The 24,433-nt window shown below is 53.1% G+C and carries 21 protein-coding genes; 2 read left to right on the forward strand and 19 right to left on the reverse strand.

Annotation, left to right across the window (positions count from 1 at the left end):
• Positions 1–297: 297 nt before the first annotated feature.
• Positions 298–1,596: an MFS family transporter gene (locus tag ABIC79_RS21650; protein WP_354568471.1), complete on the forward strand. Its 1,299-nt coding sequence runs from the start codon at positions 298–300 to the stop codon at positions 1,594–1,596.
• Between the two features lie 189 nt (positions 1,597–1,785).
• On the opposite strand, the gene pssA is transcribed toward ABIC79_RS21650, so the two are convergent.
• From pssA to trxC, 4 genes are all read right to left on the reverse strand, one after another.
• Complete coding sequence (gene pssA, locus ABIC79_RS21655; protein ID WP_153376683.1) at positions 1,786–3,141, reverse strand: CDP-diacylglycerol--serine O-phosphatidyltransferase; 1,356 nt, start codon at positions 3,139–3,141, stop codon at positions 1,786–1,788.
• Positions 3,142–3,225: 84 nt separating this feature from the next.
• Entirely contained in the window at positions 3,226–5,946 is a 2,721-nt protein-coding gene (locus tag ABIC79_RS21660) for a bifunctional acetate--CoA ligase family protein/GNAT family N-acetyltransferase (protein WP_112198038.1), read from the reverse strand.
• A 31-nt stretch (positions 5,947–5,977) separates the two neighbouring features.
• The gene (locus tag ABIC79_RS21665) at positions 5,978–6,682 is read right to left on the reverse strand and encodes a tRNA-uridine aminocarboxypropyltransferase (protein ID WP_013574073.1); all 705 of its coding nucleotides are present in this window, start codon (positions 6,680–6,682) and stop codon (positions 5,978–5,980) included.
• A gap of 129 nt (positions 6,683–6,811) precedes the next feature.
• Positions 6,812–7,231: a thioredoxin TrxC gene (gene trxC / locus ABIC79_RS21670; protein WP_013574074.1), complete on the reverse strand. Its 420-nt coding sequence runs from the start codon at positions 7,229–7,231 to the stop codon at positions 6,812–6,814.
• A gap of 244 nt (positions 7,232–7,475) precedes the next feature.
• Between trxC and ABIC79_RS21675 the strand changes: the two genes are divergently transcribed.
• Positions 7,476–8,579 carry a tRNA/rRNA methyltransferase gene (locus ABIC79_RS21675; RefSeq protein ID WP_037035243.1) on the forward strand — a complete coding sequence of 368 codons (1,104 nt, stop codon included), beginning with the start codon at positions 7,476–7,478 and terminating at the stop codon, positions 8,577–8,579.
• Positions 8,580–8,654: 75 nt separating this feature from the next.
• Here ABIC79_RS21675 and emrB read toward each other — a convergent pair whose 3' ends face one another.
• The 15 genes from emrB to ABIC79_RS21750 form a co-directional block, all read right to left on the reverse strand.
• Positions 8,655–10,190 (reverse strand): multidrug efflux MFS transporter permease subunit EmrB, encoded by a 1,536-nt coding sequence (gene emrB / locus ABIC79_RS21680; RefSeq protein WP_015689403.1) that lies wholly within the window; start codon positions 10,188–10,190, stop codon positions 8,655–8,657.
• 17 nt (positions 10,191–10,207) lie between these two features.
• The gene (gene emrA / locus ABIC79_RS21685) at positions 10,208–11,383 is read right to left on the reverse strand and encodes a multidrug efflux MFS transporter periplasmic adaptor subunit EmrA (protein WP_354568475.1); all 1,176 of its coding nucleotides are present in this window, start codon (positions 11,381–11,383) and stop codon (positions 10,208–10,210) included.
• Between the two features lie 25 nt (positions 11,384–11,408).
• Positions 11,409–12,863 (reverse strand): efflux transporter outer membrane subunit, encoded by a 1,455-nt coding sequence (locus tag ABIC79_RS21690; protein WP_354568477.1) that lies wholly within the window; start codon positions 12,861–12,863, stop codon positions 11,409–11,411.
• Positions 12,864–12,886: 23 nt separating this feature from the next.
• Entirely contained in the window at positions 12,887–13,408 is a 522-nt protein-coding gene (gene mprA, locus ABIC79_RS21695; RefSeq protein WP_013574079.1) for a transcriptional repressor MprA, read from the reverse strand.
• Positions 13,409–13,582: 174 nt separating this feature from the next.
• On the reverse strand, positions 13,583–13,921 hold the full coding sequence (gene ygaH / locus ABIC79_RS21700) for an L-valine transporter subunit YgaH (protein WP_013574080.1): 339 nt from the start codon (positions 13,919–13,921) through the stop codon (positions 13,583–13,585).
• Positions 13,911–14,672 (reverse strand): AzlC family ABC transporter permease, encoded by a 762-nt coding sequence (locus ABIC79_RS21705; protein ID WP_013574081.1) that lies wholly within the window; start codon positions 14,670–14,672, stop codon positions 13,911–13,913. The genes ygaH and ABIC79_RS21705 overlap by 11 nt, the downstream gene beginning before the upstream one ends.
• Positions 14,673–14,846: 174 nt before the next feature.
• On the reverse strand, positions 14,847–16,031 hold the full coding sequence (locus ABIC79_RS21710; protein WP_013574082.1) for an MFS transporter: 1,185 nt from the start codon (positions 16,029–16,031) through the stop codon (positions 14,847–14,849).
• Between the two features lie 168 nt (positions 16,032–16,199).
• On the reverse strand, positions 16,200–16,631 hold the full coding sequence (locus ABIC79_RS21715) for a type II toxin-antitoxin system HicB family antitoxin (protein WP_013574083.1): 432 nt from the start codon (positions 16,629–16,631) through the stop codon (positions 16,200–16,202).
• 21 nt (positions 16,632–16,652) lie between these two features.
• Positions 16,653–16,835: a type II toxin-antitoxin system HicA family toxin gene (locus ABIC79_RS21720; protein ID WP_013574084.1), complete on the reverse strand. Its 183-nt coding sequence runs from the start codon at positions 16,833–16,835 to the stop codon at positions 16,653–16,655.
• 116 nt (positions 16,836–16,951) lie between these two features.
• Positions 16,952–17,947: a glycine betaine/L-proline ABC transporter substrate-binding protein ProX gene (gene proX, locus ABIC79_RS21725; RefSeq protein WP_013574085.1), complete on the reverse strand. Its 996-nt coding sequence runs from the start codon at positions 17,945–17,947 to the stop codon at positions 16,952–16,954.
• A 24-nt stretch (positions 17,948–17,971) separates the two neighbouring features.
• The gene (proX, locus tag ABIC79_RS21730) at positions 17,972–18,982 is read right to left on the reverse strand and encodes a glycine betaine/L-proline ABC transporter substrate-binding protein ProX (protein WP_112152327.1); all 1,011 of its coding nucleotides are present in this window, start codon (positions 18,980–18,982) and stop codon (positions 17,972–17,974) included.
• 105 nt (positions 18,983–19,087) lie between these two features.
• Entirely contained in the window at positions 19,088–20,287 is a 1,200-nt protein-coding gene (gene proW, locus ABIC79_RS21735) for a glycine betaine/L-proline ABC transporter permease ProW (protein WP_013574087.1), read from the reverse strand.
• Positions 20,284–21,480, reverse strand: coding sequence for a glycine betaine/L-proline ABC transporter ATP-binding protein ProV (gene proV / locus ABIC79_RS21740; RefSeq protein ID WP_013574088.1), 1,197 nt, complete (start codon positions 21,478–21,480; stop codon positions 20,284–20,286). The genes proW and proV overlap by 4 nt, the downstream gene beginning before the upstream one ends.
• Positions 21,481–22,068: 588 nt before the next feature.
• Complete coding sequence (locus ABIC79_RS21745; RefSeq protein WP_112152328.1) at positions 22,069–22,782, reverse strand: response regulator; 714 nt, start codon at positions 22,780–22,782, stop codon at positions 22,069–22,071.
• Positions 22,775–24,427: an ATP-binding protein gene (locus ABIC79_RS21750; RefSeq protein ID WP_119261267.1), complete on the reverse strand. Its 1,653-nt coding sequence runs from the start codon at positions 24,425–24,427 to the stop codon at positions 22,775–22,777. The genes ABIC79_RS21745 and ABIC79_RS21750 overlap by 8 nt, the downstream gene beginning before the upstream one ends.
• Positions 24,428–24,433: the final 6 nt, after the last annotated feature.

Below are 24,433 nucleotides of genomic sequence, written 5' to 3' on the forward strand. Positions count from 1 at the left end.
CAGAAGTGAAACGCCGTAGCGCCGATGGTAGTGTGGGGTCTCCCCATGCGAGAGTAGGGAACTGCCAGGCATCAAATAAGTGGAAAGCCCCGTACGAAAGTACGGGGCTTTTTGCTATGCGGAATTTAACTAAAAGTTACCTTTAACCACGCGCTGCATCACAAAAAACAACGCAAACGCAGGTAACTCGTCAACTTTCCTCTCTTCCTTATCCATTCGTTGCTTAACTCAATATTTCCTATCGATAAAAAATAGTCATAACCACGCTTATAGCAGGAACTATTGGGAGAAAATAATATGAAGGATACTCTGGGATCTCAATCTGAGAATCATGATCAGCAAGATAAGAAGAAACGTATTTTTGCGATTGTGGGGGCATCTTCGGGAAATCTGGTCGAATGGTTTGACTTCTACGTCTATTCCTTTTGTTCGCTCTATTTTGCTTCTTCATTTTTCCCCAGCGGAAACAGTACAACCCAGTTATTACAAACTGCAGGCGTTTTTGCCGCAGGATTCTTTATGCGCCCTATTGGAGGATGGTTATTTGGTTATATCGCCGATAAACATGGGCGCAAAAACTCAATGATGATCTCGGTCTGCATGATGTGCTGCGGTTCGCTGGTGATCGCCTGTTTGCCAACCTACGCGACGATAGGCAGCTGGGCACCGGTCTTATTACTGGTCGCCCGTCTATTCCAGGGGCTTTCTGTTGGTGGGGAATACGGAACAAGCGCAACTTATATGAGTGAAGTTGCGATTAAAGGACGTCGCGGTTTTTATGCTTCATTTCAGTATGTGACCTTGATCGGTGGGCAACTATTAGCACTTCTGGTTCTGGTTATACTGCAGCAGATATTCTCCAATGATGAGCTTAAATCCTGGGCGTGGCGGATCCCATTTGCCTTGGGCGCTGTGCTTGCTGTCGTGGCGTTGTTCCTGCGGCGTTCACTGAACGAAACATCAGATAAACAAACTCGTGAGCATAAAGATGCTGGTACCCTCTCGGGTTTATGGAAGCATAAAAAGGCATTTATGATGGTATTAGGGTTCACGGCGGCAGGATCCCTGACCTTCTATACCTTCACCACTTATATGCAAAAATATCTGGTGAATACTGCCGGGATGGATACCAAAACAGCGAGTGCCTTAATGACCGTCGCCCTGTTTGTCTTTATGTGTTTGCAGCCTATTATTGGCGGGCTCTCGGATAAAATAGGTCGACGCAGTTCTATGTTGATATTCAGCGGCCTGGCGACTGTTTTCACCATCCCGATTTTGTATATTCTGCAAACCGTTACCAGTCCTTATATCGCCTTCGGACTTATTGTTTTGGCACTGCTGATTGTCAGTTTTTACACATCAATCAGCGGATTATTAAAGGCGGAAATGTTCCCGCCGGAAGTGAGGGCATTGGGTGTCGGATTATCTTATGCGGTTGCAAATGCTGTGTTTGGTGGTTCGGCAGAATATGTCGCCCTGACCTTTAAATCCTGGAATATAGAGGAAGTATTTTTCTGGTATGTCTGCGTAATGTGTTTGATCGCTTTGGTCGTATCGATGAAATTGCACCGCAAAGGAAAGGAAATACGGCTGTAATTCTTACGGAGAGAGTGCAGGGATGCACTTTTAATAATGGATAAGATGATAAGCGCTGTAGCCAGCAGCTGCGCCTGCTATAAGCATAATGACAGGAAGCCTGAGAGCCAGGAGAATTTTTGCATCACAAAGTGGAATTCCAAATACAAAAAAGCCCGATCACGATGATCAGGCTTTCAGTATAGCCAATTACAGAATCCGGCTGATTAATCTGTCGATACGTATCCGGCGCAGACGGCGGATAAGCTTACGGACTTTCACCGGGTAATTAGGAATACTTTCCAGCTCCATATAATGCGAGACAACCTGCGTGTGCTGGCGTATTTCTTCCAGTTCTTTGTGTCGCGCGATCGCCAGCTCTTTATGCGGATCATGGATCAAAATGGCATTCTCCAAATCCAGACGCCAGGCGCGAGGATTCAGGTTATTACCGGTAATAAGTTGCCAGCGGTCATCCACCCACATTCCCTTCAGGTGATAGCTGTTATCACCGTCTTTCCACAGGCGGACAATCAACTGTCCGCTGTCCACGAAGCGTTGTAAACGGCTCAGGAAACGACGCAGATTAATTTCATACAAATACGGTAAGGCACCGATGATTTTGAATGGCTGATCCTGCGGAATATAAAAATCGTTTGCGGTTTTGTCACCCACGATAATTTCAACCTGCTTACCACGACGCAGCAGATGAATAATATTACGTGCCAGCATGGCAGGCATATTGAAATAAGGCGTACACAGCGTCAGCTTATGTTCCGTACTGGCCATGAGATGATGGATAGTTCGGTTAAGCTCATTTTGTTTGCCCAGACCGACGATAGGGGTCACTGCCAGCTCATCATTCCCTGCGCTGTCTTTGAAATGATAACCGCTGCTGCGCAGATTCTGACGGAACTGACGCGTTTCGTTTTTAATCTCAATGCTTTTCGGGCGATCTTCACGATCAAGACGCTGTACCGCTGCGGCTGTCAGGATCGACTTCTTCATAAAGTCGATCATGGCATCTGCCAGCGGGGCGTTGGACAGTAACTGATAGCGATCGTAGCGGTATTTTTCATGACGATGCAGATAAACATCATTGAGGCTCGCGCCGCTGTAGATCACCTGATCGTCAATAACAAAGCCTTTGAGATGCAAAACACCTAACGCTTCACGGGTATTGACCGGAACGCCATACACCGGCACGGAAAGCTCAGGATGCTCTTTTGCCATGCGACAATACCAGTCAGCATTGGTGTTTGACGCTGCCGCGCCAATGCGACCACGCTGCGCGCGGTGCCAGTCAACCAGCACACAAATCTCCAGTTCAGGGCGTTGCTGCTTGGCGGCATATAGCGCCGACAATACATCACGACCGCCATCATCGTTCTCTAAATAGAGCGCGACCAGATAAATCCGTTGGGTGGCGTTGGCAATGGCTTCGAGCAGCGTCTTACGGAAATCTGCAGGGCAGTAGAGTGTTTTTACAGCATCAACCGTTTGGGGGAGTTTGGGCAGCTGAGCAAGGTGTTGTTGATGTTTATTACGTTTAAATTTTGACAACATCACAGTGCGCTTCTTCTCTCTTCATGTAATGGCTTTAGCGGCACAAGCAGACAGTGGTAACCGCACAATCGGTCGATAATACCATTAGTCCTGCCCCATGTGCGCATCTTTTGCCTGTTCATGGCGCAGGCTCGCGGCTTTCTGCTGCGAAATCCGGGTCTTTTCCAGTGCCAGTGAGAGGTTCACAATGCCGTCCTGGATCTGAATATCGACGTCGAATTCGAGTTTTCTGGCCAGCGTGATCATGCCACGGTTATTGGGCATCGTAATGCCGGTCAGACGTTGCAGGCCGTGCTCTGCCGCGTAATGGATCATCTTATCAAGCAGCCGCCTTCCGAGCCCCAGACCTTTCAGATCCGACCGCACCAGTACCGAGAATTCAGCATCAATATTATCCGGATCCGAGACCGCCCGGGTGACGCCAATAATTTCACTTTCATCATTCACAGTACGAATGGCGACGAACGCCATTTCACGGTCGTAGTCGATCTGTGTCATGTTCGCTAAATCTTCATGGGTGAACTCATTGATCTCACTGAAGTAGCGGTAATACAGGTCTTCCTTAGTGACTTTCAGGATAAATGCTTTAAGCAGCGGCTCATCTTCCGGAAGGATTGGCCGGAACAATGCCGGTGATCCGTCTTTCAGTATAACGCGCTCTTCCAACTCGCGCGGATAAGGGCGGATCGCCAGTCGTGACGGTGCCTCTGCTCCCTGTGCACAAAGCTGCATGGACACATCCAGCAGGCTGAGCTCACTGCCGGAAATCAGCAGAGGATGGATATCCAGCCGTTCGATCTCCGGGCAGTCGATAATCAGGTTCGACACATTCACCAGCAACTGACTCAGCGCCGGTATATCAAGAGGATGCAGGGCATGGCGACCACGAATTTTGCCACTCTTCAGCGCCTGAACTATCTGATAACGTGCAAGCGTCATGTTCAGCGGCGGCAGGGAAATCGCCGCCTGTCTTTCAGGTCGCCAGTCGGTACCGCCTTCGGCCAGCATGATCAGCGGGCCGAATACCGGATCCTGTTCGACCACCACGCGCAATTCTTGTGAGCCTGGCCGGTTGGCCATGGTTTGCACCAGCAGCCCCAGAATTCTCGCCTGCGGAAACGCCTGTCTGGCACGGTCAAAAATGGCATTCGCCGCCTGCGCGACTTCGCTGGCGGTACGCAGATATAACATCACGCCCTGTACTTCAGAATTATGCGGGATGTCAGGGGAGCGCAATTTCAGCGCCACCGGATAACCCACCTGGCTGGCGATATTCACCGCTTCTGCGCTGTCGCTGGCAATCCACGTCGGCAGCACATTCATGCCGTACGCCTGCAAAATCGGGCGTACCTCATGTGTATCCAGCTGTGTCGTGCCTTCCGCCAGTGTGCGGGCGATCAACTGATGCGCCTGATCAGTGTTCTGCTCGAGGTCGGCCGGAAGTGCCGGTGTTTCTTTCAGCTGCTTTTGGTTCCGGCGATATTCCACCATATGCATAAACGCCGTCACCGTTCCTTCCGGTGTCCGGTAAGTCGGGATCCCGGCTTCGGTGAATAACTTGCGGGCTTCCTGCGAGGAAAACTCGCCGCACCAGTTGGTTAGCAGCGTGATGTATTTGCCACGCGAATGCTTATGCACAGCATCGATCAGATGGCTGGCGGTCACCGTACCGTGTGCGACGGCGCTGGGGGCGTGGATCACCAGCAGCGCATCGTAATCAGTGCTGTCCAGCAGGGTGGTCATCACAGCCTGATACAGCTGCGGTGTGGCGTCATCATGCAAATCCAGCGGATTCGAGACGGCAATATTGTCAGGCAGAATGGCACTCAGTTTTTGGCAGGTTTCATCGCTCAGTTTCGCCAGTTTGCCGTTACGCGAAAGCAACTGATCCAGCGCCATCGCGGCAGGAGCGGCACCGTTACTGATGATAAACAAACGCTCACCGCGTAACGGGCGCATATGGCTCAGCGTTTCAACGGCGGAAAACAGCTCGTGCGTATCCTGCACGCGCAGTAAACCGGCGCGCTGAATAGCCGCATCATAGGCGGCGTCGAGGCTAAGCGGGCTGTTGAGTAATTGCTGCGCCTGTCCGCTGCGACCACTTTTGATCACCAGAATCGGTTTATTGCGTGAGGCACTGCGGGAGGCAGAAAGAAAGCGCCGTGCATCGCTGATGTGTTCGAGATAGAGCAAAATAGCGCTGGTTTTACTGTCGCGGGCGAGGAAATCGAGCAGGTCATCGACATCAATATCCAGGCTGTCGCCCAGTGATACGAAATAGGAAAAGCCGACGGCACGCTGTTGCGCCCAGTCCAGAATCGTATTGGCGACCGCAGCCGATTGCGAAATAAACGCCAGCTTACCGGGCAGGATGGGCACCGGCGAAAAACTGGCGTTTAGTTTTTGCCACGGTGCAAGAATGCCCAGGCTGTTGGGTCCGAGCAGGCGCATCGAAAAGCGCTGGGCGCTGGTTTTGAGTTCAACGAATTGTTGTGGCTGTGAGGAAAGCACAATGACCGTCTTGCAGCCACGTTCGCCGAGCTGTTCGAGCAATGCAAGATTGCGGTCAGCGTGGGTACAGAGAATGGCGAGATCGGGCGACATCGGCAGGCTGGCGACATCCCGCCAGGTCAGTACGCCGCACACCGCGCGATAAGCGGGTGTAACCGGCAGCACCGGGCCATTGAATCCGCTGTCGAGCAGATTGCGCATCATCAGATATCCGGCCCGCCCCGGTTTATTGCTCGCGCCAATGACCGCGATAGATTCAGGTCGTAATAAGGCTTCCAGTCCGCGCTGACTCATAACGTCTCCGGTTCATCATGTTCCCATGATTCTAGAGGTTTTCTTCGTTCTTTGCTGTGAGCTGGTGCACCGGATGATGGGGTTTTCCGGCCAGATACTGGGTGCGGAAATGGGTAAAGTGGCGTGAGAGGCCCGCTGAAGCATCGAGATCACCGGCTTTTTCCAGCAGGGCGGCGGCCACTTCCACGGTGCAATGCAGTTCCGGGCGCGAGGCTTCCCGAAGGATATAGCCGGAGCTGGCGCTTACATCGAGAGAGAAAACCGGCAAATTATCCAGATACGGGCTTTTGCGGAACATTTTGCGCGCTTCGTTCCAGGTGCCGTCGAGCATAATGAATAAAGGCGGTTTGCTGCCCGCCGGAACTTCGGTAAACACCTGACGCGGCGGTTCGGCGAAAGAGGCGGGAAACACCACATAAGCCTGACGCTGCGGGTCCGCAATTGCTTCCAGCAGAGCCGGATCGGTTTGCGTGCGTGACCACAAAAACGCCTGCGTATCCGGCAACACGTCCGCGATTAAGCGACCCGTATTGCTCGGTTTCATCGGCTCCGTGTCAAACATCACCAGACAAAAACGGCTGGTGGCCTGATGAATTTCGCGCGTGGCGCAGATGCAGTGGCGTTTGGGCAACAGGCAGGTCTGACAGCGTATCGCCCGTGAACCACGCGCAAGAAAAGGACGGGTGGATCGGGCTAAACGCTGCTCACGCAGGCGAAGGACGGCATTGTCTGACATAGGCATTCCGGTATGCGAAAAACGGCTATTCTAATCGCCCGGTGGTGGCAGGCAAGTGGCTTGTGTTCGGAACAGAAAAAGGCCCGTGCGGTGACGGGCCTTCAGCAGGGCTTTATAGCGGCTTATGCGTTACAATGATTCATTAAGCCAGTTGTTGAACGGTGCTTTAGGCATTGCTCCACTCAACATATCGACCATTTTGCCTTCATTAAATACCATAATGGTCGGAATACTGCGGATACGGAACCGCGCGCTCAGTTCAGGTTCAGCTTCGGTATTAACCTTGATGAAGCGGATTTTACCGGCGCGTTCCTGTGCAACGTCTTCAAAAATCGGTGCAAAGTTAACACAAGGGCCACACCACGGTGCCCAGAAATCGACAACCACCGGCAGATCATCCTGCAGGTATTTGTCCAGCGTGGCGGCAGTCGCGTGAATGACATCGCCTTCAAAAAGTGCATGACCGCAACGGCCGCATTTTGCGCCGTCGTCGATACGATCCTCAGGCAGGCGGTTGGTGGCCTGACATGATGAACAAACCGTATTCATAAAATAGCCTCTACATTGCTTAACGTGAGAATGGTATCAACCACAACCCCGGTTTTATCCTTAAAAGCGGTAAAGAACACGGCTGATATGTTACTTATATGTTGTAAGTATGGGGTCGATACGTCACGTAAACAACGTGGTTTATTCAATGATTACGATAGTTTTTAGCTTTTGGTCCAAAGCCTGTGGCTTAGCTCACAGACATCAGGTAATCTTCGCGCCCTGCGCGTAGGTGGAGAGAAAAATGAACGATTCATTCAGTGGCAAGAACGGCAAAGTCAAAGTGATGTACGTCCGCAGTGACGACGACGGCGATAACCGCAATAACGATAAACGTCCTTCTAACAATAAAGGACGTCCGGGCGATAAACCTCGCCAGGGTTCCCGTCCAGATGATGCCCGCCGCAATGAGCGTCGCAGCAGCGATTCCCGTGGCGATTCCCGCGGACCGGCACCACGCCGTAGTGATGATCGCCCGCGTCGTCCGGCGCGTGACGACGACGGCCCGTACTCTTCGCCGTGGAAAACAGTTTCACGTCCGCCGGCAGATGAATCTGTTCCGGATCACGGCGGTATCAGCGGTAAAAGCTTTATCGATCCTGAACAACTGCGTCGTCAGCGTCAGGAAGAAACCCGTGTGTATGGCGAAAACGCCTGTCAGGCACTGTTTGCCAGCCGTCCGGACGCGATTGTGCGTGCATGGTTTGTGCAGTCCGTGACTCCGCGTTTCCGCGAAGCGCTGCGCTGGATGGCGGCGAACCGCAAAGCCTACCATGTGGTTGAAGATGACGAACTGGCGAAAGCCTCCGGCACCGAACACCACGGCGGCGTGTGCTTCCTGATCAAAAAACGTCAGGGTCTGGATGCAGAAACGTATCTGCAAACGGCTCCGGCGAAAGACTGTGTGCTGGCGCTGGAAAACGTCGGTAACCCGCACAACCTCGGCGGTATCATGCGTTCTTGTGCGCATTTTGGTATCAACGGGATGATGGTTCAGGATCCGGCCCAGCTGGAATCTGGCGCAGCAGTCCGTACCGCTGAAGGCGGCGCAGAACACGTTAAAGCCATCAGTGCGGATAACTTCCTTGAAGTGCTGGAAACCTTCCGTAAAGCGGGATACACCATCGTGACCACGTCGAGCCATAAAGGTACGGCGCTGGGCAAAGCGCAGTTACCGGCCAAAATGGTGCTGGTGCTGGGCGAAGAAAGTGATGGTTTATCTGACAGCGCATGGCAGCAGGGCGACCTGAGCGTGTCTATCGGCGGTACCGGTAAAGTGGAAAGCCTCAACGTTTCCGTGGCATCCGGTATTTTGCTGGCAGAATGGTGGCGTCAGAACCAGGCGTAATCGCCCGGTTTCAGCCATAAAAAACGGACGCATAAGGCGTCCGTTTTGCTTTCTGACATTCAGGGTTTATCTGAATCAGTGCGCACCACCCGCGCCACCGCCACTGGTGAATGGCGGTCGGGCGAACCAGATTAAAATCAGCAACACCAGGAACGCCCCGCCGGATAACCAGAAAATCTCGTTGGCAGAGATAATTAATCCCTGATTGGTGATCTCCCGCGCTATCCATCCTGAAGCCTGCTGGTGGCTCATACCGAGACCTTCGAGCTGCTGATAAGTCTGCGTCGCAGCCGGATTATACGGCGTGATGTTTTCCGTTAACTGGGCGTGATGCAGCGATTCACGGTTCGACCATAACGTGGTGGTGATTGACGTACCAATCGACCCCGCCAGTGTACGGATAAAGTTCGACAGACTCGATGCCGCCGCCATCCGTTCCGGCGGTAATCCCGACAGAATAATGGTGGTCAGCGGCATGAAGAAGCAACCCACCGCGAAGCCCTGAATAAACTGCGGCCAGGCGGATGCGCCAAAATCCATCCCCGGTTCGAACGTATACGCACGCCAGAAGAAGCAGTAGGCATACATGATAAAGCTGAAGGTCACCAGCTTTCGCATATCCAGACGGTGCGCGAAACGCCCGATAATCGGCGACATCAGTACCGGCAAAATACCCACCGGCGCGGACGCCAGACCGGCCCAGGTGGCGGTATACCCGTAAACCTCCTGCAACAGCTGCGGCAGCAACACAATCGCGCCGAAGTAGAGCATGTAGGCCAGGCTGATACACAGCACGCCGATGGTAAAGTTTCGCGATTTAAACAGTGACAAGTCGACGATCGGATGGTCGTCGGTCAGTTCCCAGACCACAAGGAAACAGAGCGCGACCACCGCCACGACCGCCAGCACGATAATTTCCGTCGAGTTAAACCAGTCGAGTTCTTTACCCCGGTCGAGCATCACCTGCAAGGCACCGATACCCAGCACCAGCAGCACTAATCCCACACTGTCGATCGGACGGATCTGCGTGGCGGTTTCGCGTCCCTTCAGCGTTCTGAGCGTCAGGAACACCACGGCCAGACCGATCGGCACGTTAATAAAGAAGATCCATCCCCAGTGATAGTTATCACTGATATACCCGCCGAGGATCGGCCCGCAAATCGGGGCGACGATCACCGTCATCGACCAGAGCGCGAGCGCGGTACTCCGCTTGGCCGGTGGATAGTTATTCAGTAACAGACTTTGTGATAACGGGATCAGCGGACCTGCCACCACGCCCTGCAACACACGGAAGAAGATCAGCATTTCCAGACTGTTGGACATCCCGCACAACCATGAAGCGAGGGCGAACAGTACTGTGGACCACAGGAACAGTTTGACCTCACCGATGCGTTTTGCCAGCCAGCCGGTGATCGGGATCGAGATGGCATTCGCCACCCCGAATGAGGTGATAACCCAGGTACCCTGTGAGTTCGAGGCACCCAGATTCCCGGCGATGGTCGGGATCGCCACGTTGGCGATCGTCGAGTCCAGCACCTGCATAAAGGTGGCCATAGACAAAGCCACCGTCATCCAGGCCAGCGGGGCGCCTACCAGCGGTTTATTTGCCACAGAGGCCTCCGGATGTTTTAGCCTGCATTGGCATGTATAACGTCAGCAATAATGGCGTTAACCGGTGCCAGATCCAGCGTCAGTGCTGAAGTCTGATACAACGGTTCGGTACGGACTTTATCGGCCAGCACCAGGCCATCGCGATTCTGAGTATCAACCGTTACCAGTGTCGATAAACCGATACGCAGCGGATGTTCAGCCACTTCCTGATCGTTAAGTTCGATACGAACCGGCAGACGCTGAACCACTTTGATCCAGTTGCCGGTGGCATTTTGCGCAGGTAACAGCGAGAACGCGCCGCCGGTGCCCATGTCCATACCGACGACTTTGCCGTGGTATTTCACGTCATCGCCATACATATCGCTGACCACGGTTGCCACCTGACCAATACGCATATTCGCCAGCTGGGTTTCTTTAAAGTTGGCATCAACCCAGATGTGATGCGCTGGCACCACGGCCATCAGGGACGTTGTCGGGCTGATCTGCTGGCCGATTTGTACGGCACGGCGTGAAACGAAACCGTCAACAGGGCTGCGCACTTTAGTCCGTTGCAGGGCAAGCCATGCGTCACGAACCTGCGCGGCGGCCTGCAGAACTTGCGGCTGTTTATCGACCGGCGTATCCAGAATCATCGCCTGATTGGCGTTGTACTGCTGAACGGCGACATCGTATTGCGCTTTCGCGGTATCGACGGCGTCACGGGCGTGTTGCAGTTCTTCGCGACCAATGGCATCGACATTACCCAGCACAATGCGGCGCTTAAGGTCAGTCTGTGCCTGTTGCAGTTGGGTCTGACGCAGCGCGATATTGGCCTGATATTGCTTGCCGTTGATGATCAACTGATGCATCTGACGCACGCTGTTCGCCAGCGCCGTTTTAGAGCGCTCGAAAGCCTGCTCTGCATCGGTCGGATCGAGGGTCACCAGCACGTCGCCTTTTTTCACAAAGTCGGTGCTGTCGAAGTTGACGTCGGTCACGCTGCCCGACACCTGCGCCATAATCTGTACCTGATTACCGGCCACGTAAGCATCGTCGGTAGACTGGAAATGACGTAATACCAGCAGCCAGTAGAACAGGTAGGCGATGGCAATAATGATGAAAATTCCGGTTAACAAGAGCATCGCGACTTTGCGCGTCTTTTTCTTATTTTTCGGAGCTTGCGGCGTTGCCTGAGTGTCGGCATTTGCGCTCATGGTCTTCTCCACACTGAGTCTTTTATTATGATTTTTGGTCCGCGGCAGGGGCCTGATAGCCACCCCCAAGCGCACGGATGAGACTGATTTTTGCCTGCATCAACTGACTGCTGGCAGTGAGTTGCGCCTGCTGTTGTTGCAGGAGCGCTGACTGGCTGGTTAACAGCTCATCCCGTCCGATGACGCCAGCGTTGTATCTTGCATCTGAAACGCGATACACCTCTTCCAGCGATTTAGCGGCAGAAGACGCCTGCTGCAATTGTTCAACGCTGCTTTTCGAGACAGTAATGGCATCCGCAGTTTGCTGGATGGCGTTCAGGATGGTCTGGTTATACGACTCAACAGACTGGTCATATAACGCGGACTCTTCGCCCAGTTTGGAGCGCAGCGCACCGGCGTGGAAAATTGGCAGCGAAATGGCTGGCGCGATATTCCAGGCTTTACTGGCTGCTTCAAAAAGATTCGGGCTGGTGCCGCCGTAGTTGGTGGTTGTCAGACCGCCGAAGGCACTGATGGAAAGGCTTGGATAAAATTCTTTTTTCGCGGCACTGACCCGCTGGGAATAGGACTCCACCAGATCACGTTGTGCAGCGATGTCCGGGCGTTTGCCGAGTAAATCCAGCGTCAGTTCCCCTTTCGGTGCCAGCGCGTCAGGCGACGGCAATGCCACGGCGTGCAGCCCGTTCATGGCATCCGGGCCACGTCCGGCCAGCGCGGAAAGCTGATGTCTTAGCTGTTCGGTCTGCGCTTTCAGATTGATGATTTGCTGTTTGGCACTGTCGGCCTGAGCCTGGGTTTGTTGCGGAATTTCAACACCGTACACGCCTGCCTGATATTGCGCTTTACGCAAATCAGCCAGATGCTGATTATTGTCCACTTCGTGTTGCAGAACATCCTGCAAGGCAAGATCTGCCTGCAACTGATAATAGGCTGACGCCACCGAACTGGTCAGCGTCAGAGCGGCTTCAGCCTGTTCAGCACGGGCGGAATCCACCTGTGCTTTCGCGGCATTCACCTGATTGCGGTATTTCCCCCACCAGTCAAACTCATAGCTCAGATTCAGCCCGAGGCTGTTGCTGCTGTCGTAAATTGGCGCTTCGGGATAGCTGGTCAAAAACGGAGGGATCGTGTTTTTTGCGACACGTTCACGACGCGTTGAACCGTTCAAATCCAGATAAGGGCCATTGGCGGCATCAGCTTCTCCCATCACACTTTGCGCTTCGTGCACGCGGGCGGCTGCCTGACGTAATGATGGCGAGTTTTGCAACGTCGTAGTCATCAGATTATCGAGTTGCGGGTCATTAAGACTGCGCCACCACTGAGGACCGATGGTCAGGGAACTGACTTTTTCCTGCTGCAGATGAAGCTGTTGCGTATCCAGCAGCGACGACTGAGGAGCAATATTATTACTGGAGGCGCAGCCGGCCAACGTCAAAACGGCAAACAGCGGCGTAAGCCTCCAGCGAGCTTGGAGTGACATGTGTGGTTTACCTGAACAGAAATCTAGAATTGTTGTGGTGCTGTCGCATCCATCTGATCAAGGCGAGTTAACAGTTTGCGCGTCAGGGTTTCTAACTGCTTCTGTTCATCTGCGTCTAATGTCGACCAGAGAAAATGCAGGCTCTTATGTTGAGGCGGCAGTAACTTCTGAATAAAGGCTTCACCGTCAGCCGTCAGGTGCAAATGCAGACACCGGCGGTCGTTATCGCTTTCACGGCGTTCGATCCATCCGCGTTTTTCCAACTCATCCGCAATACGGGTGGCGTTGGTACGGGATGAACCTAGCGCAGAGCTTAGCTCCGAAGGCTGAATACTGTGACTTTCCTGCGCATCAAGGGTGAGTAACGCCATAAACAGCGTTTCATTAATTCCTTGTGCTTTCAGCATCTTATTACGGTTTTCAAGCAATTTACTTTGCATGTGCATACACAGGCGGGTCAGCAGAATTTCCTGATAAGGGAAATCTTTTTGCTTTTTAGCCCGGAAATTCAACATGTTTTCAATTGGCGCGAACGAACTGTCCATATGAGAAGCCTCATTAGTTACGAATGACATAGTAACGATGGTAATTAATAATATCAATGTCATGAATCACCAATTCTTTAGCAATTAGTGTTATTCATAACTCCGGTGAATTATTCGATGTTTAATGTATCAGGCAGACTTTGCCCGGGTGTTGCCTTACGGTAAAAATGGTCCTCAGCTTGCCAGCAGCATCACCTTGAACACCAGTCCGTACACTACGGCACCGGTCAGGGTGGCAATAATGATGCTTTTGGTGCGCCAGAAAATCAGTGCGAGCAGAACGAAACCGGCCAGTGACGGCAGCAGCTTTTGTTGATCGCGCAGAATTTCAGGGGTGCCTGAAACCACCAGCAGCGCGCAAATTGACGCGATACCAATGCTGTCGAGCACGCGGGAGAGCGGGCCATTTTTCAGTCCCGATTTCTGCCGCGAACCCAGGCGCAGAGGCAGATACCGGAACAGGTAATTGACGGTGCCGACGAGCAGACAAACCAGAATGACATCAGTGCTCATCTGAGGTTATCTCCGTGGCAGAAGGGGATTGAGGACGTTGCAGCAGGGCGGCAAGGCACCCTGCGCCCAGACCACCGCCTATGGCAGCGGGGATCGACCAGAACAACAGCCCGCCCAGCGCACCGGCCAGCGAGGCGACAAACACTATGCTCTGCTGGCGCTTAAAAGCAGCGAGCAGGAAACTCAGAAACAGCGCCGGTAACATAAATCCCAGCGCGGCTTCGACGGCCGGGAAATTTTCCAGCGGACCATTACCAAACAGTGCACCCACGGCGGTGCCCGATACCCACGACAGCCACGATGACAGCGCAATGCCGCACATCCAGTTTTCACTCCAGCTGCGTTTATCACGGATCAGCCTGGCGGTGGCGGCAGCGAACACTTCGTCCGTCAGGCCGAATGCCCAGAGCGCCGTTTTTTTACCATTGAGCTTTCCCGCCAGGCGATTGCGCAGCGACGGGCCGTACAGCACGTGCCGGACATCCATCGCCATCACGGTCAGGGCGGAAACCCACAACGACATTCCTGCACTGAGCAGCGCGGTGATCACAAACTGGCTGGCGCCAGCGTAGATAAGAATGGAAAACAGCAGACTTTCAGCGGGAGTGAAACCTAGTTTGACCGCGCTGAGCCCGAATGCAAAAGCAATGGGCAGATAACCAATCACGATAGGAAGGCTATCGGTAATACCTTGTGCGAAAGTGGAAACGCGGACGGGGTCAGGTGCTTCGAGATCTGGATTGGTTTGCATGGATATTTGAAACATTGTGAAACCGGATGGTTGCCAGCGAATAATTCATGGCGTAAACATTACCAGACTGTAAGTATTGTTGACACCCTTTGGTTCAAATAAATTTCCCAAATGACTATTCGCAAGCTAATCAGGAGGGGTGATGATTCCCGCCTGATGTAGTTTCGTACGTTATCAGGCCAGTGTGTACTTATGACCCTTCCACCAGACCAGTAAATTCAGTATACACATGACGATGCCTGCTGCTGAGACCCCGTACCAGCCTGCCGCCTGATAGGCTGAAGCCGACACCAGTGAACCTGCCGCACCCCCGATAAAGTACGTCGTCATGTAACCCGCCGTCAGGCGGTTACGCGCTTCCGGCATCGTTTTATAGATAACACTTTGGTTGGTGATGTGTACGCCCTGAACCGAAAGGTCCAAAACGATGATACCGATAATCAGCGAAATCACCGAGTGTTGTCCCAGGGCAATCGCAGCCCATGACAGTAACAGCAGCACCAGCCCGGCGGTCGTGGTCAGATGCGCTTTGCCTTTATCCGCCAGATTCCCTGCACGGGTGGCCGCCAGTGCCCCCGCCGCCCCCACCAGACCAAACAGGCCGATTACCCCTTCGGAATAGTGATACGCCGGGCCAGCCAGCAGGAACGCCATCGACGTCCACAAAATGCTGAAGTTGGCGAAGCAGAACATGCCGATCAGCGCGCGGGTACGTAACACCGGCGTGTGGATGAACAGCGTAAAAATGGATTTCAGCAGTTGCGGATAATTCAGATCCGTTTTTTGCTGATGTTTCGGCAGCTTGCGCCACAGCACCAGCGCCATCACGATCATCAGCGCACTGGCAACCCAGTACACCGTCCGCCAGCCGCCCAGCGACGCCAGCGCACCAGCGACGGTTCGCGCCAGCAGAATACCCAGCAGCAAGCCAGACATAATCAGTCCGACCACTTTACCGCGACGCTCCGGTTCCGCCAGTGTGGCGGCCAGCGGCACCAGAATCTGCGCCACGACCGAGAACAGTCCTGTCAGCGCCGTCCCGACCAGCATGACGGTCAGCGTGGGCGCCATGGCGGTGATCAGCAGTCCGGCGGCGGAAAGCAGCGTCATCAGCACGATTAAACCGCGACGCTCAAACATATCGCCCAGCGGCACGATAAACATCAACCCACAGGCGTAACCGAGCTGCGCCACCGTCACAATAAACCCGGCCTGATTGACGGAAAGATTAAAAGCGCGGGCGATGGTTTCCAGCAACGGTTGCGGATAATAGTTACTGGCGACGGCAAGCCCGGTGGCCACCGCCATCAGAATAATCAGTGCCGGGCTGAGTGGGGAATGTGTGGTCGTTTTTTTCATAATGAGATTTAACAGATCTTATTGAAGAATCAGGGGAAATTCGGATGATGATTATCGTTTTGGTTGAAATATTAAACCAATGAATAGTTTTAATGGCAACTATTTGGTTTTGTAATAGACACAGTGGCAAGGGAGTCGCCAGCAGGAGGGTTTCCTGCTGTCAGATTGTCAGGTCAGCAATTCTTTACGTGCGGCCATCGCCAGAAAATGGCTGCGGTCGCGATATGACGGATGATTTTTAACTTTATTATCAATGCGTTTGATCAGGGTGTCAGGCAGCGAAATATTGATTCGATGCGCTTTCCCTTCGAATTCCGAGAGATCAATATCAATCAAAAACCAGGTATCGAAGTCGGCATATTCGGGATTAGCGGCATACACCAAATGGCCTGCATCAAAAATATCGTCAACAACAAAGCGTTCGCTTTCGATCAAATCTTCTACTGTCATCAGGATGGCTTCGCGAACCATAGGGGCGATTTCTTCACGGGTATCCGCTGCAGAGAAGCATCCGTAATCAAACGCGGTAAATGCAGGTACCACCATACCGTAAGCGGTTTTGTCATCTTTTGGTGTTTCAAGACCGACTGAAAAGAACATATTCAACCTCCAGTTGCAGGATCATATCCCTGCCATTTTTCTAATGGATTTGAGAGTTCCCACAGGTAAATCATTTTTGGGGTGGGGAACGGGAAAGGTTTTGTTGGTGACAGGTGACCACCAAATTTGATGACTTCCTCCCCGGTGACGCTTGAGTTCACAACCCGCTGCAAGCAGCGCTTTAATCAATTCCGTTGATTTCATGGGCTCTCCTTGGTGATGGATGATTATACACACCAATACACACACCAGCAATCACCCACAAAAAAACGGGCGGAGATCTCTCTCCGCCCGCTGGCCTTACTGAGTCTGTGACTGCGTTATTTCGCCGCAGCAGCCGCTTCTTTTACCCAGCCATCAAATTCTTCCTGATGGGCTTTGATCCAGCCGTCGGTCTGTGCAGCGATATCCGCATCTGAATTTTTACCCGCGTGCATCGCGGCGTTCTGCGCATTGATGTCTTTCAGAGGCAGTTTCATGATGGCAAACAGTTTTGCTGCCGCCGGGTTTTTCTCAGCCCAGGCTTTGTTCGCCACGATGTGCATAGTGCTCACCGGGAAACCGTAGTTTTTGCCATTTGGCAGTTTGGTATCGGCGTTTTTATCCCCTGGCACCACGGAGAACGGTACCTGCATCCACAGCACGTCTTTGCCCGGGATCAGCACATTGCTCACCCAGTACGGCGTCCAGGTGTAATAGAAGATCGGTTTACCTTCTTTGTAACGCGTGATGGTGTCAGCGATCATCGCAGAGTAGTTACCCTGATTGTGCGTCACGGTCGGTTCAAGACCATAGGCTTTCAGCTGTTCATTCAGCGCCGCTTCGCAGCCCCAGCCCGGTGTACAACCGGTCAGATCGGCTTTGCCGTCGCCGTTGGTATCAAACAGTTTGGCCAGTTTCGGGTCTTTCAGCTGTTCGATATTAGTGATGTGGTATTTCTCAGCGGTTTTCTTATCGATCAGCCAGCCCTGTGCCGCGCCGGTCACGTAAGTCCCTTCACGGTAAAACACTTTGTCGCCACCGGCGGCTTTGTACATTTCATCATGCAGTGGCGACCAGTTGACGGCGGTGAAAGTGGCATCACCGGCAGCCAGGGTGGTGTAGCCGACGTTGTAATCGACCTCGCGGGTTGGCTGAACGTCATAGCCCAGTTTCTCCAGCGCCTTGCTGACCAGTTCTGTCTGAAAAGACTCTTCGCTGATGGTGCTCTGAACGGGTGTCACGCTGATGCCTTTACCCGGCAGATCGGCGGCGAATGTGGTGGCTGTTGCAAATGTGGTGAGGGCGGCAACTGCCCAGATTCCTGTCTTTTTCATAAATTCCTCGATTTTTATAATGCGTTATTTTGCTGCGGCGGCAGCTTCTTTGATCCAGCCATCGAAGGTCGCCTGATGCGCCTTGATCCAGCCATCAACATGCTGCTGGATATCTTCTGATGAGGATTCACCTTCATGCATCCGCAGGTTCTGCGCATTCACGTCGGCCAGTGGCAGTTTCATGATGGCGAACAGTTTCGCGGCCGCCGGGTTTTTCTCAGCCCAGGCTTTGTTCGCCACGATGTGTTCGTTATTGACCGGGAAACCGTAGTTCTTGCCGTTCGGCAGCGTGGTATCGAGATCTTTCTGCGAACCCGGATTGGCCGAGAACGGCACAGTCAGCCAGACCACGTCTTTGCCCGGTTTCATCTCGTTGCTGACCCAGTACGGCGTCCAGGTGAAGTACAACACCGGCTTACCGGATTTAAACCGGGTGAGGGTGTCAGCGATAATCGCCGAATAGTTGCCCTCGTTTTGCGTCACGGTATTGCTCAGACCGTAGGCTTTGATTTGGGTATTGATCACCTGGCCGCAGACCCAGCCCGGATTACAACCCGCCATATCCGCTTTGCCGTCGCCGTCAGCATCAAAGAGTTTGGCGATCTTCGGATCTTTCAGCTGTGACAAATCGTGGATGTGATATTTGTCGGCGGTTTTTTTATCGATCAGATAACCCTGCGCCGCGCCGCTGATGTAGGTGCCCTGACGGTAGAATTTCTGGTCGCCACCGGCTGTGTTATACATGTCTTTTTGCAGCGGCTCCCAGTTCACCGCCATGTAGGTAGAATCGCCGCTGGCGATGGCGGTATACGCCACGTTGTAATCCACTTCGCCGGTTTGCTGAACGTCATAGCCCAGTTTTTCCAGCGCGCGGTTAACCAGTTCTGTCTGGAAGGCTTCTTCCGCGATGGTACTTTGCAACGGTTTGACGACCACGCCTTTGCCCGGTAAATCGGCAGCGAAAGCAGCGGGAGTTGCCATGGATACTGCGAGGATGAGTGCTTTGATCTGTGTTTTATTCTGAGTTGTGCGCATGGTGAACCCTTATTCTTGCTGTTGAATACGTAAGAGTGGACTGCGTTTTTTTAGCTTTTTGAGAGTTCCCGGCAGCGAGCCGCCGGGAAAAATGCAGTGTGTGAATCAGGCTTTCTTCGTGAAAGGCTTCATCACCAGACCGACAGGACCGCGGGTGAACCAGCGGTGACCGCCTTTACTGCGGCTGTCGCGTCCCATCGACTGGGTGAGACGGTCGAGGATAATGGCGAGAATAACGATACCCGCACCACCGACTGACGCCAGACCCATATCCAGACGACCAATACCGCGCAGTACCATCTGACCCAGACCACCGACGGCGATCATCGAGGCGATAACCACCATCGACAGCGCCAGCATCAGCGTCTGGTTAATACCGGCCATGATGGTCGGCATCGCCAGCGGCAACTGAACTTTAAACAGCAACTGACGCGGGCTGGAACCAAAGGATTTCGCGGCTTCGATCAAGTCTTCCGGCACCTGATTGATACCCAGAATGGTCAGACGCACCACCGGCGGCAGGGCGAAGATAATCGTTACCACTACGCCCGGCACGTTACCGATACCAAACAGCATCACGATCGGCACCAGATAGACGAACGCAGGTGTGGTTTGCATGGCATCAAGCAGCGGCCTGATAATTTTCGCCGCTCTCTGACTGCGCGCCAGCCATATCCCGAGCGGCAGGCCGATCAGGATACAGAAGAACAGCGAGGTCAGAACCAGCGCCAGCGTCACCATCGCCTGTGACCAGGCACCGATCGCACCGATCAGCACCAGCGAAACCAGCGTGGCAGCACCCATGCCGAAACCGGCCATCTGCCAGGCGAGCAGGGCGAAGACCAGGATCGCAATCGGCGCTGGCAGGGATTCCAGACCATGCTGGAAACCGCTCAGGACGAAATCGACCGGAACACGGATCCCCTGAAATACCGGGCGGAAGTTACCGACCAGCCAGTCGATCCCCTCAGTCACCCAGCGGTCGAGCGGGATCAGCGTGCTGTGAAACGGATCGAGAATATTAAAATGCTGATGCTGTTCCGGCGCGACACTCAGCCAGTCGTTGGTCTGGGCGGCGGCATGGTGCGTCGCGTCTGGTGTGCTGGTTGCGGCATCGCTGCTGCCGCCCCACGGATCACTGCTGCCTGCATCGGCTGGCGCGGCATGGGTGGCGGCGTCAGCTTGTGGCGCGACACCGCCACTGGCGTTATCGGCACTCCACGGATCCACGGAAGGATCGAGAGCCTGGGCCTGAGCGGCCTGCGCGTGCTGTGTAATGGTGTTCGTTATGGTTGAAGTGCTCATTCGTTACCCCCTTCTTTGTCCAGAGCCTGAAGCAGCATGGCTTTGGAAATAATGCCGATATAGTTATTGTCCTCATTGACGACCGGCACAGCGCAAGGCGCGGCGGCGACATGGGAAATCAGTTCGCTGAGCGGCATGTCTGCCTGCACGGCTGCCGGAGATTCCAGCAAGGCGCTTTCCAGCGACTGATTGGTTTTGAGCGCGGTTTTCAGGGATTCAATCGACACCACGCCAATGAATTTCTGTCCACGTTCAAGTACATAACCATATTCGCGGTCTTCATCTTCGAGCAGCTTGAGAGCGGCACGTGGACCAAAACCGGGGGTTTTACGAATAAGCGCGCCACGGCGGCGGGCAATGTCTTTGGCACTGAAGACCTGACTGATATCCACACCACGGAAGAACGTGCGCACATAGTCGTTGGCCGGATTATTAAGAATGTCTTCCGGCGTGCCGACCTGTACCACTTCGCCGCCCTGCATAATGGCGATGCGGTCGCCAATACGCATGGCTTCGTCCAGATCATGAGAAATGAACACAATGGTGCGCTGATGCTGAGCCTGCAGCTTCACCAGTTCATCCTGCATTTCGGTACGAATTAACGGGTCAAGTGCAGAGAAGGCTTCATCCATGAGCAGAATGTCAGGGTTGTTGGCCATAGCACGCGCTAAACCGACACGCTGGCGCATCCCGCCTGACAATTCATCCGGATAAGAGTTGGCATAGTTTTCCAGCCCGACCTGACGCAGCGCGTCAAGCGCTTTGGTATTGCGCTCTTCGACCGGCACACCAGCCAGCTCCATACCAAACGCGGTGTTATTCAACACGGTCAGGTGTGGCATCAGCGCAAAGGACTGAAATACCATACTGATTTTACTGCGGCGCACCTGGCGCAATTTTGCTTCTGAGATTTTGGCGATGTCTTCGCCGTCGATCAGGACTTCGCCACGGGTGGGCTCTATCAGACGATTGAGAAGGCGTACCATGGTGGATTTACCGGAACCGGATAACCCCATGATGACGAAAATCTCGCCTTCTTCAATGGCCAGACTGGCATTCTTAACGCCAAGTGAAAGACCGGTTTTCTCAAAAATCTCTTCTTTACCCTTGCCTGCATCAATCATCTTGAAAGCGCGATCCGGGTTTTCGCCAAATACCTTATAAAGATTCTTTACTTCGATTTTAATTGCCATGCAATGTGCATTCCTTGGATATAAATAGCCGTATCGGCTCGATGTCTAATTTTTGTGTTGGACCGTATAGGATTTTGCCTGTAACGAAATAGTGAACGCGTTATACCCTAACACATCGAAATTCTGAGACAAGTCTCAATGTTTCCGATGAATATTCATGATTGGGTTTCTGGTTACGTATTTATCTGTATTTGCGGTGTTTAATTTCGGTAAATTCAAACTGACAATTAATGACAATTTATCCCGCCAGAGCACTTTGGGTTTTTGCCTAATTTCACGACGGATGCTTTCGCTAAAAATATAAGTAATTTATTGATTTTATGGGATTTGTTGTCTTTTTTATTTGTGTGATTTTAGAACGGAGTTATTGAGGTATTTCCCTGAAGTTAATGCGTTTTATGAGGAGGGGATTTGCAAGGGTAAATAGAGATTTGAGCTTTGCGTGAAAGCCGTGAATTTACCGCTTGTCTGAAAGATGACTACGTAATGAAATAATCACCTGAACAGGCGGGGTATGCGGGAAATTCGCCGGTGATGACACCGGCAGGGAGGGGGAAGTTCTTCACGCAAAACGGCCGAAATTCGGCCTCAGGATACGGATTTTTCTTCGTCTGCTATTTTGCGATACAGACGTCTCGGATGACCGATATTTCCGTACTGCATCTCGACGCCGATAAAGCCAATTTCCACGCAATATTCCAGATAGCGGCGACCGGTCGTTTTGCTGATCCCAACCTCTTCAACCACCTGTTCCACCGACCAGCTGACGTCGGGTTTCGCCGTGAAAACCCGCTGAACCAGTTCGAGCGTATTCGGCTCGATGCCTTTGGCAGAAGGGGCTGCCGGTGTATCGCTGGCGGGCAGATTGAACAACTTATCCAGGGCCCGCTGATCGACCACTTTCACATTACGCAGCGTTTGCACCAGTTGCATAAAGCGCTCGAGTGAACTGCGCAGACGATGGAACGACACCGGCTTGATGATGTAATCGAACGCGCCGCTGCGCATGGCCTGGCTACAGGTTTGCATATCGCTGGCAGCGGTAATGAAAATCACCGAGCAATCGAAGCTTTTCAGCAACGGGCTGTCGATCAGATCGACACCCTGACCATCCGGCAAATAGTTATCGAGTAAGATCAGACGCGGCTGATGCAGGCGCAGCAGAGAACGCGTCTGCTCCAGTGTGGCCGCAATGCCGACGACGCGCAGGTTGAAATTTTGCTCGATAAAATCACGATGCAGACCAGCCAGATGTGGCTCATCTTCCACAATCACGACATCGAGTGCGCTGCTGTTATTCATGGTTCTGTCCTGTTAACGCTTCTGCCGGATACGGGATAAAGACTGAAAATATTGTACCTTGCGGCGTGTTGTCTGAGATTTCGATGCTGCCACCCGCCTGACGGACATAACCGGCCACCAGATACAGGCCGATACCGTGTTCTGCACCCGTGGCGTCCTGCCCGCTGGAGGGCTTGCTGGTGACGCCTTGTTCAAACAGGTGCGGCTTGAGTGCATCTTCCACGCCGCTGCCCTGATCGGCGACTTCAATCAGCAGTTCCCGGTTCCGGTCGGAAATATACAATTCGACCGGTGCCGGGGGCGTCAGTGCTTTCAGTGTGGCGTCCACGGCGTTATCCAGCAAATTACCAATCACTGACATCAGTTCGGTTTCACTGATGGCTGCCGGTATGCGGGTGAGCTGACAGGCGGGATCGAAACTCAGCTCGACGCCTTTTTCGCGTGCACTGACGTATTTCCCCAGCAGCAGGCCACAAAGTGCTGGCGAGGTAAAGCGTGCTGAGACGAAATCCAGCACGGCCTGCGCGCCTTCCGACTGCGCCTGAATATAGCGCATTGCATCGTCGTAACGCTGCATTTGCAGCAAGCCCGCCAGCGTCGCAGTCCAGTTCAGTTGTTCATGGCGCATAATGCGAAGGTTATCGGCGTAGCGCTTCACCTGACTCAGCTGGCTGCTCAGCGTATTAATGTCATTTTTATCGCGGAAACTGAATACCCAGCCACTTTCTGCACCGGGTTCAAGTTCGATGGGTACGCGGTTGACGATCACCTGTCTCTGATTGAGTACCGTAATCTGATCATGCTGACTGTTGTTTTCACTGACACCACGTTGCGTAAAGAACGTGGGCGGCGTCTGAAGCACCTCCGCCAGCGGTTTACCCAGTAGCTCGTTTTCGGGCTGGCGGATATCCAGTAACTCGCGTGCGGCCCGGTTAATTGAAATCAGTTGCCTTTCGGCGTTGATCGCAAATACGCCCTCATACATGGCTTCCAGCAACGCTTTTTGCTGGCGGACCAGCAGGGCAATATCTTTGGGTTCCAGCCAGAACATCTGTTTTTTAACGTTGCGGGTGAACATCCATGAAAAAATAAACAGCAGTAATAAAAGCAGTAAACCGTATAAACCGGCCTGCGCCAGACGGCGGCCATTAATATTATCGATGTAAGAGGTGAGATAACCGACCGAGACAATGCCGATCACCTGATTACTGGCATCCAGAATCGGGGCTTTGCTGCGCAATGAAACGCCGATGCCGCCCTGACGTACGGAAATAATGGTTTTACCGGCCAGCACACCGGCGTTATCACCGCCAATCATCGGCAGGTCTATGCGCTCCGGAGATTCGGAATGATAAAGATGCAGCTCGCGGGTATCGCCGATAACGATATAACTGGCGTCACTTTTATCGCGTAATGGCTGGATTAGTTTCGCGATGCCGGGGATATCGCGGGCCTGTACCTTCTGCGCCAGCCCCGGCATCAGAGCGATCTCGCTGGCCTGAACCCGTGCACGCTGGCCCAGATCATGATGTAACTGACGGTCAATAATATGAAATAAAATAGCCCCCAGCAGTGCCAGCAACACGCAGGAAAATACCACCAGAGATAAAAAGAGTTTTACCTGAAAAGGTAACCTGAATTTCATACGACC

This window comes from Rahnella sp. 2050 (assembly GCF_040544515.1).
Classification (GTDB): Bacteria; Pseudomonadota; Gammaproteobacteria; order Enterobacterales; family Enterobacteriaceae; genus Rahnella; species Rahnella aceris.

What these genes read in the sequence shown, in the direction of transcription:
- ABIC79_RS21650 (WP_354568471.1), top strand. Translation starts at nt 298, where the DNA reads ATGAAGGATACTCTGGGATCTCAATCTGAGAATCATGATCAGCAAGAT.
- pssA (WP_153376683.1), bottom strand. Translation starts at nt 3,141, where the DNA reads ATGTTGTCAAAATTTAAACGTAATAAACATCAACAACACCTTGCTCAG.
- ABIC79_RS21660 (WP_112198038.1), bottom strand. Translation starts at nt 5,946, where the DNA reads ATGAGTCAGCGCGGACTGGAAGCCTTATTACGACCTGAATCTATCGCG.
- ABIC79_RS21665 (WP_013574073.1), bottom strand. Translation starts at nt 6,682, where the DNA reads ATGTCAGACAATGCCGTCCTTCGCCTGCGTGAGCAGCGTTTAGCCCGA.
- trxC (WP_013574074.1), bottom strand. Translation starts at nt 7,231, where the DNA reads ATGAATACGGTTTGTTCATCATGTCAGGCCACCAACCGCCTGCCTGAG.
- ABIC79_RS21675 (WP_037035243.1), top strand. Translation starts at nt 7,476, where the DNA reads ATGAACGATTCATTCAGTGGCAAGAACGGCAAAGTCAAAGTGATGTAC.
- emrA (WP_354568475.1), bottom strand. Translation starts at nt 11,383, where the DNA reads ATGAGCGCAAATGCCGACACTCAGGCAACGCCGCAAGCTCCGAAAAAT.
- ABIC79_RS21690 (WP_354568477.1), bottom strand. Translation starts at nt 12,863, where the DNA reads ATGTCACTCCAAGCTCGCTGGAGGCTTACGCCGCTGTTTGCCGTTTTG.
- mprA (WP_013574079.1), bottom strand. Translation starts at nt 13,408, where the DNA reads ATGGACAGTTCGTTCGCGCCAATTGAAAACATGTTGAATTTCCGGGCT.
- ygaH (WP_013574080.1), bottom strand. Translation starts at nt 13,921, where the DNA reads ATGAGCACTGATGTCATTCTGGTTTGTCTGCTCGTCGGCACCGTCAAT.
- ABIC79_RS21705 (WP_013574081.1), bottom strand. Translation starts at nt 14,672, where the DNA reads ATGCAAACCAATCCAGATCTCGAAGCACCTGACCCCGTCCGCGTTTCC.
- ABIC79_RS21710 (WP_013574082.1), bottom strand. Translation starts at nt 16,031, where the DNA reads ATGAAAAAAACGACCACACATTCCCCACTCAGCCCGGCACTGATTATT.
- ABIC79_RS21715 (WP_013574083.1), bottom strand. Translation starts at nt 16,631, where the DNA reads ATGTTCTTTTCAGTCGGTCTTGAAACACCAAAAGATGACAAAACCGCT.
- ABIC79_RS21720 (WP_013574084.1), bottom strand. Translation starts at nt 16,835, where the DNA reads ATGAAATCAACGGAATTGATTAAAGCGCTGCTTGCAGCGGGTTGTGAA.
- proX (WP_013574085.1), bottom strand. Translation starts at nt 17,947, where the DNA reads ATGAAAAAGACAGGAATCTGGGCAGTTGCCGCCCTCACCACATTTGCA.
- proX (WP_112152327.1), bottom strand. Translation starts at nt 18,982, where the DNA reads ATGCGCACAACTCAGAATAAAACACAGATCAAAGCACTCATCCTCGCA.
- proW (WP_013574087.1), bottom strand. Translation starts at nt 20,287, where the DNA reads ATGAGCACTTCAACCATAACGAACACCATTACACAGCACGCGCAGGCC.
- proV (WP_013574088.1), bottom strand. Translation starts at nt 21,480, where the DNA reads ATGGCAATTAAAATCGAAGTAAAGAATCTTTATAAGGTATTTGGCGAA.
- ABIC79_RS21745 (WP_112152328.1), bottom strand. Translation starts at nt 22,782, where the DNA reads ATGAATAACAGCAGCGCACTCGATGTCGTGATTGTGGAAGATGAGCCA.
- ABIC79_RS21750 (WP_119261267.1), bottom strand. Translation starts at nt 24,427, where the DNA reads ATGAAATTCAGGTTACCTTTTCAGGTAAAACTCTTTTTATCTCTGGTG.